Raw genomic sequence first — 7111 nt, forward strand, 5'->3', positions numbered from 1 at the left:
CCAAGACTGAACGTTTGCCTCGGACAAAGTAGCCACCGTAGCAACTAACGTAGGATTCCAGTTTTTTTCAGTCATCTTTTTTTGATTTAAACCCCATAAATTTACTATATTTCTAATCTGACAAAGTAGAACTAAGAAACCCAAGAAACTGTAGATACACCACAGAAGTTATGTACATAAAACAACACTACTTCTCCTCCACCTGGATCAACTTCACCGCGTCCTCCAATTTCAACTTACCCGAGTCATAATCACGAATCAGCGATTGAGGTACCGTGTAGGAAAGCTGTTTGATGCCGCCGGCTGAAGCATCCCATAATATCCCAACACTGTTGCCAATGGACACATCAATCTTCAAAATTTCGCCAACTTTCAGCCCTTTGATAATCCTACCGTATTCCAACAGTTGACCGGGGAACTCCGCTTTGAAGGCTTTCACTTTGTTGTCAACTTCTTCTTTGCTGATTTCCTTTTTTTGTGGATTTACCCGGTAAACGCCAGGAATCCGATCCAACTGGACTTCATTCAATCCAATTGCAGGCATCAAATTCAGCTTGAACACATACCCAAATCCACCAATTACATCTGCAGTTTGGCTACCATATTGAACCAGGTTTTGTGAAACTTCAGCTGAATAAAGTCGCTGTAAAATCGCCGAAAAAACTTCCAATTCAGGGTTGCTTTGTTGCTGAGTAGCGCATCGGGTGATGGAATATTGAATTTTTTCGGCAAACTTAGCCTGATCCAATTTGCCTGCCCGCAAATCCAACATGTCCTGTTTTACAATTCGGCTGCTCAGTTCACAAGCCATTTTACCCTGATCTATGCCCCAATAGTCTTCCTTAATGCTCCAGGTCACCCAGATTTTTTCTTCCGGCTTCAATTTGCCCAGAAGAATGGTGTATTCTGCCAAAAATTTTTCCAGAACCTTTTTCATCCGGGGAATTTTGGCGGCAAAAACGCTGTCTTGTATTTTTGAACTATTCCCTCTGTTGGTGCTATTGAATTCAACCCATCCATTTGTTGTGTACTGTTGAAGCAAGCCTTTATTGTATTGAAGGGTTACAGAATCTCCATATATGGTTGTAGCATCAGGAACTACTAATGCATAGGTAGGTTGCTGCCCTCCGGAGGATGACCCTGGTTGTTCCGTCGCTCTGGGCTTAGCTCTAGTCGTGCCAGTTGCTCTTGGCGCTTCAAGTACCACCACATCGGTCGCTTGCCCCCCAGCAGTGGTCAATCCATAACGATTCGGAAAGGCAGCACGGCCATTGACTCCCAGCAACATGGGTCGGCTGTAAAAAGGCATACGTTGAGTGACCGTAAATAGAATGCCGCTCCCGGGGATATAACTACCTCTCACTCTTTCGATGTTGATAGCGGTATCCCCATTGTTGAACTCCTGCTGAACCAGTTTGGACAATATCCCCGTCATGATACTGATGTCCTTGTCTTCAGGATCGTTGTCATTAGTGGAATATAAATCTCGGCCACCAAAAGAACGTGCTAAAGCGGGTGCATAAGCTTGATTTTGAGCAAAAGTGCTCAAGCTAAGGCCCAATAAAAAACCCAATAAAAGGTATGTTTTCATGGCTTTAATTGTTGGTTTGTTGAATGATTACACGGTTAAACTTCTCCTGCTCCTGCCTTTGATAGTGCACCTGAGCATAAACTTTGTTGAATTCGTCCTTGATGCGATCCAGGTCTTGTTCCCGTTTGATGTTCCAATCGATGAAGCCCTGCTGCAGCACCCATTTGATTTTTTCCTGTTGTTGGCTGTGCGCATCGTTCATGGCGGTGACCATTTTACCCAGGTTATCCGCTTGGGTGGCTGCCACCAGTGCGGTCAGTTCCTCTTGCTGTTGTTTGTTGAGTGCACTCAACTCACTTTGGAGCTGATTGACCAGTTTCAGGCGTTGGATATCGTTGTCCTTGCGCAGATTGACCTGGGCCGAGGCAATGGTTTGTTCCAATTGGGTGTAGTGGGAAGCCAATTCGGCTCTTACCAATTCCTGAATGGCCTGGGTATCTGCCGCAGTCAAGGCATTGGTTTGTGGCTGTTCGACCTGAATTTGGGCTGGCTTGGGGGTTTTGCCAAAAGCAAGGGTCATTTCTCCTTCATCAAAACGCACCTGAATTTTGGCCAATAAAAAGCCAAATACCACCAGTGCAATGGACGCTGCCGCCCAATAAGGCCAGCTCAATTTGCGGATCAGCGGTGCCGGGGCTGCTGCAGTTGGCATCAGCCAGGGCATCATGGGCGCATCGGGTACGGGTATATTTTGCAAAGCGCCACGCACTTCTTGCAAGTCTTCCAGTTCCTGCGCCAATTCAGGATGTTCCTGCAACCAGGCTTTGTCATCTGCTGCGTCCGCAGCCCCTTCGCCATACAGGAGATCAATCAGTTTGATGATTTCAGCTTCATTCTTCATAGTACATCTCTTTGATCAGGCGCTGTTGCGTCAAAATTTGTTTGAGGTTTTTGAGTCCCACATAAAGGCGTGACTTGGCGGTATTTTCGGAAATCTGCAACAAGTCAGCTATTTCTCTGAATTTCAAACCATCCAGTTCTTTAAGGATGACGATGGTGCGTTGCTCCTCGGGCAATTGTTCCACAGCTTGCATCAGCAGGCGGTTGCGTTCGGCCAATTGTAGCTCGTGGTCAGGCATTTGGGCGCGGGGTTGTCGAGCTTCGGGCACATCAAAACTGGTCAGGCGCGAGCGTTGCTTTTTGCGTCCCTCCATGTGGCAACAATTGATCACGGTGCGGTACAGCCAACTGACGAATTTTTCAGTTTGTTGCAACTGATCCAGGTGCTGGTACACCGACATAAAGGTGTATTGCACGGCTTCGCGGGCCATGTGTTCGTCCGACACATAACGCATGGCCATCTGGTAGGCCCGGCGGTACCAGACCCGAAAGAGCAGGTTCAGCGAGTGTTGGTCGCCCTCTCTGGCTTTGCGCAGTAGTATTTCCGTTTGTTGCTCCAAAGGATCGGCTTTTCAGTTGTGTTAGCCTTTATGAATAGAGCATTGCTCGGCCATAAAGGCTGTTATATCCTAAGGATGTTGGTGGGTTGGGAAAAGTTTGAACTAGGGAAATATTTTTTACAAAAACAAAAGTACCATCGCCACAATACACAAGCTGATCGTCATCCGCCGAAAAAAGCGATCCGAAAACCGCTGCACCAGCCAAATTCCGGCGGCCACTCCAAAAAGCAGTACCGGAACCAACAACAGATTGATTTGAATCGTATCCCAGGATATGGTACCCCAAAAGAAAATTTGAAAAGGTGTTTTGAAAAGGTTGATCGAAAAAAAGAACCAGGCTGCTGTGCCCAGGTAGCTTTGTTTGGGCAATTGCATGGCCAAAAAAAATACAGTTGTAGCGGCTCCGGCCAAATTGCCAAACATGGTAGTCACTCCCGCCAAAATCCCCATGCTCGCCGCAAACCACCATTGGTGCGGAATAGTCGTGATACCCCGGTAGTCCCGGTACAGCATAAAAGCAACACTACCCGCAAAGATTACCCCCATGATGCGTTTGAACAATAAATCATCCACCACTTGCCCCAGCCAGGTGCCAAAAACAACGCCAACAATGGTCCAGGGCAATAACTTCCAATAGTATTTCCACTCCGCATTTTTGCGGTAATACAGCACAGCGGTGAAATCGGCTACGATGAGCATGGGCAAGATCAGGCCCGTTGAAAATTTCCCGCCGAAATACCAGGCAGTTAAGGGGACAACGGACATGCCCAGGTTGGAAATTCCTCCTTTGGCCATCCCAATGAATAAGGCGGCCAGGAGCAAAATGGCCCACTGAATCGGGCTGAGGGATTGAATTGAAAATTCCATGGGGCAAAGGTAGGGATTGTAGTTGAGAAGTTGCACTTCGGCTACGCTCAGTGACCGGCACTTCGGCTACGCTCAGTGACCGGTCGCTGAGCGTAGCCGAAGCACTACTGTATTGGCGGCCACACAATCACATCCACCCTGCGGTTTTTGCGCCTGCCCTCCCACGTTGAATTGTCGAACAGAGGGTTAAACTGACCAAAGTCCTGAATGGAAATCATTTCATTCCGCAGTCCTTTGTCCAATAGTATTTTAAGGGTATTGTCCGAGCGCATTTGAGAAAGCCATTGGTTGTATTCCGCTCCGCCAATGTTGTCGGTATGGCCATGAATACTCACGTCGTGGCTGTCTACATCCGGAATTTCGTCTAGAAACTTATTCAAGGCATCGATTTGCTCTTTGTCAATATAATGGGAGCCACCTCCAAAATAAATGCTAAAAATGTGGTAGGGCGCTTTTCCATCTCCGATGAGGTGTTGTTGGCCCCAAGCCCAGGTGCTAGAACTCAGGAAGATAAATGCGTAGAATAATCCTTTCATGGTCAGCGGGTTTTCGCTGACTAAAATACGGAAAATAAGCGAATAGCGTATAGCGAATAGCGAAAAAGAGGTTCAGCTTTTGTCTTTTACCGTTCATAATGTCACTTCGTCACCTAGTAAACATATTGCATTTTCACTTTCACTTACATTATAAACCGCAACGCAATCATCTGCCCCACAAAGCCAATAAAATACCCGCCGTACAAATCCATTGGTTCATGGGCTTTTAAACTCAGGCGCGAAGTACCCACCAAGCCCGCCAGGATCAACACAAAAAGCAATAGCGCTGTACTACTGATTTCCAGAACGCTTCCGTCTTGAAAGGAAATAGCAATTGTATGGTAATCAGGAAAATAACTCATCAGCAATACCAGCATCCCAATAATTCCCCCCATTCCCACGGCATGTGCGCTGATTTTGGAAAAAAGATTGATGAAAAATGCCAGAAAAAGGGCTATAGTGGTTCCCAGGGCAAAACTGGTAAACAAGCGGGGAATAGTGGTATTGTCCAATAAATTGCGGAACAGCCAGAGGTAAAAAATTCCGGTGACAATGTAGGGGATGATGCGTTCTTGCCGGTCGGGCATTTCCAGGGATTGCACCAAACCAGTAAAACGCAACATCAGCACAGCAACCATCGGAATGAAAAAAGAAGACAAAAACACCCGCAGAATCAGCTGCATCCCAAAGGGTTCTGCAATATTGTGTACTCCAAAAATGTAGGGATTGACCAATAAAAACAACACCAACATGTAGGTCAACACCAATAGTGGATGAAAAATGACTGAAATGATTTTGGCAAAAACTTGCATGTCCGCTACAATTGAAAATTTTCGGGTCAAAGATATATCTTAAATGCTTAGTTCCACAAAAGCAAAATCTTTTCCGCTGAACAAACCCAAATCGCTGAGCTTGAGGTCAGGAATCACCAGCAAAGCCATAAAAGACAAGGTCATAAAGGGCGCATGCAAGCTGGAACCCAGGTTTTCTCTGACAAAACGGTCAATTTCGCTGTACAGTTTGGCAGTTTGATACGCATCAGCATTGGTCATGATTCCCGCCACAGGCAGCGGCAGCACTTTTTCTTCCTGATGGTTGACGGCTGCAATGCCTCCTTTGGAACGAATGATGGCGTTCACGGCTTTACATATCGAAGCGTCATCCACTCCCACGGCGATGATATTGTGGGAGTCGTGCCCCACACAGGAAGCAATGGCTCCTTCTTTTAGCCCAAAATTTTTAATAAAAGCTACTGCTGGTGTCGCATCGGCATGACGATTGACTACCGTGATTTTCAAAATGTCCTGATTGACATCGCTCAGTACCAGGCCTGCAATACTGGGCAGATCGGCCAAAGAACTCCTGGTAACGATTTCTCCATTGATGGCTTCAATGACCCGGGTTTTACCGCCTTTGCCAAGTGGGACCGCAAAATCCTGGGGCTTTTTCAGCGCTGTATTGAACTGGTTGGGCACTTCTGCTTTTACAGATTGCAACAGGCTTTGTCCCCGCCGAGCCACCATTTGTCCATTGATGTACGTTTCGAGTACTTCAAATGAGCTCAGGTCTTCCACCACAATCAGATCGGCTGGGTCCCCCTCGCGCAACAAACCCACTTCCAGTTTGTAATGCTCCGCCGGATTAATCGTTGCTGCCCGGATGGTATCGTACAAATCACAACCACCCATCAAGGCGCGAGCCACCAATTGATTGATATGGCCCTGAACCAAATCATCGGGGTGTTTGTCATCGGAACAAAACATGATTTGGGCTGGAAACTGGGGCAATAAATCAATCAAAGCAGCAAAATTTTTGGCAGCACTACCTTCCCGGATCAGCACTTTTACCCCCAGTTTTAGTTTTTCCAGGGCTTCGTCGTAAGAAAAACATTCATGATCAGTGCTGATGCCCTCCGCAAAGTAACGCTGAGCATCGCTACCCCGCAAGCCTGGCGCATGGCCATCAATGGGTTTCCCCAATTGTCGGGCAATTTCGATTTTGGCCATCACCCCTTCATCCGCCAAAAGCACTCCGGGGTAATTCATCATTTCGGCCAGGTATTTGATTTCGGGTTTGGACAACAAAGTTTTAACCCCCTCTGCATCAATCACTGCGCCAGCAGTTTCAAAAGTGGTAGCTGGTACACAGGAAGGTGCGCCGAAGAAAAACTTAAAGGGGGTTTGTTTTCCATTTTGAATCATGTACTCCACTCCGGCAATGCCCAACACATTGGCAATTTCGTGTGGGTCAGATACAGTTGCTACGGTTCCCTGCACCACGGCCAGGCGCGCAAACTCGGAGGGAATCAGCATTGAGCTCTCGATGTGTACATGGGCATCCACCAGTCCTGGCAAGATGTACAGCTGTGGCGCACTTTGTAGGGGGCGAATCTGTTTGATGAAACCCTGAGAAATTTGCAGCTCCCCCGGAAAAATCCTTCTTTGGTGAATATCAATAATCTGGCCTTGGATGATCATGTTTTTTTATCGTTCTTTGAACTTTAAAAATGCCAATACTGCATTTTTTAATAGCGTAAATATGGAAAACTTTTGGTCCAAAATAATCCTTGAGTTAGGGAGTTTTCAAATCAGTGGTGCACAATTAACAATTGCCTCATTACAAACACTGGGCTTGTTGGCACTCGATTGGCTGATTATGTTCTGGTTGTTGCGCAAATTGTTCCGCCGATTCGATGTAGAACAAGTCCGGCGGCGGCA

The 7111-nt window shown here is 46.8% G+C and carries 7 protein-coding genes; all 7 read right to left on the minus strand.

Features of this window, described 5'->3' with window-relative positions:
- Positions 1 to 187: 187 nt before the first annotated feature.
- The 7 genes from SFV55_RS13000 to ade all read right to left on the minus strand — a co-directional run bounded on the left by SFV55_RS13000 (position 188) and on the right by ade (position 6871).
- Positions 188 to 1591: a hypothetical protein gene (locus tag SFV55_RS13000; RefSeq protein WP_320029940.1), complete on the minus strand. Its 1404-nt coding sequence runs from the start codon at positions 1589 to 1591 to the stop codon at positions 188 to 190.
- Between the two features lie 4 nt (positions 1592 to 1595).
- A complete protein-coding gene (locus SFV55_RS13005; RefSeq protein ID WP_320029941.1) occupies positions 1596 to 2432 on the minus strand; it encodes a hypothetical protein in 837 nt (278 codons plus the stop codon).
- Positions 2422 to 2991 carry a sigma-70 family RNA polymerase sigma factor gene (locus SFV55_RS13010; RefSeq protein ID WP_320029942.1) on the minus strand — a complete coding sequence of 190 codons (570 nt, stop codon included), beginning with the start codon at positions 2989 to 2991 and terminating at the stop codon, positions 2422 to 2424. Before SFV55_RS13010 ends, SFV55_RS13005 begins: the two co-directional genes overlap by 11 nt.
- A gap of 117 nt (positions 2992 to 3108) precedes the next feature.
- On the minus strand, positions 3109 to 3858 hold the full coding sequence (locus SFV55_RS13015; protein WP_320029943.1) for a sulfite exporter TauE/SafE family protein: 750 nt from the start codon (positions 3856 to 3858) through the stop codon (positions 3109 to 3111).
- Between the two features lie 104 nt (positions 3859 to 3962).
- On the minus strand, positions 3963 to 4394 hold the full coding sequence (locus SFV55_RS13020) for an OmpA family protein (protein ID WP_320029944.1): 432 nt from the start codon (positions 4392 to 4394) through the stop codon (positions 3963 to 3965).
- Between the two features lie 143 nt (positions 4395 to 4537).
- Positions 4538 to 5206 (minus strand): hypothetical protein, encoded by a 669-nt coding sequence (locus SFV55_RS13025; protein WP_320029945.1) that lies wholly within the window; start codon positions 5204 to 5206, stop codon positions 4538 to 4540.
- A gap of 39 nt (positions 5207 to 5245) precedes the next feature.
- Complete coding sequence (gene ade / locus SFV55_RS13030; protein ID WP_320029946.1) at positions 5246 to 6871, minus strand: adenine deaminase; 1626 nt, start codon at positions 6869 to 6871, stop codon at positions 5246 to 5248.
- Positions 6872 to 7111 lie beyond the last annotated feature (240 nt).

Origin of the sequence: Haliscomenobacter sp. (assembly GCF_033763495.1) — a bacterium.
In the GTDB taxonomy this organism is placed as follows: Bacteria; Bacteroidota; Bacteroidia; order Chitinophagales; family Saprospiraceae; genus Haliscomenobacter.

Excerpts from the sequence above, each read along its gene's own strand:
- SFV55_RS13000 (WP_320029940.1), bottom strand. The coding sequence starts at position 1,591 with ATGAAAACATACCTTTTATTGGGTTTTTTATTGGGCCTTAGCTTGAGC.
- SFV55_RS13005 (WP_320029941.1), bottom strand. The coding sequence starts at position 2,432 with ATGAAGAATGAAGCTGAAATCATCAAACTGATTGATCTCCTGTATGGC.
- SFV55_RS13015 (WP_320029943.1), bottom strand. The coding sequence starts at position 3,858 with ATGGAATTTTCAATTCAATCCCTCAGCCCGATTCAGTGGGCCATTTTG.
- SFV55_RS13020 (WP_320029944.1), bottom strand. The coding sequence starts at position 4,394 with ATGAAAGGATTATTCTACGCATTTATCTTCCTGAGTTCTAGCACCTGG.
- SFV55_RS13025 (WP_320029945.1), bottom strand. The coding sequence starts at position 5,206 with ATGCAAGTTTTTGCCAAAATCATTTCAGTCATTTTTCATCCACTATTG.
- ade (WP_320029946.1), bottom strand. The coding sequence starts at position 6,871 with ATGATCATCCAAGGCCAGATTATTGATATTCACCAAAGAAGGATTTTT.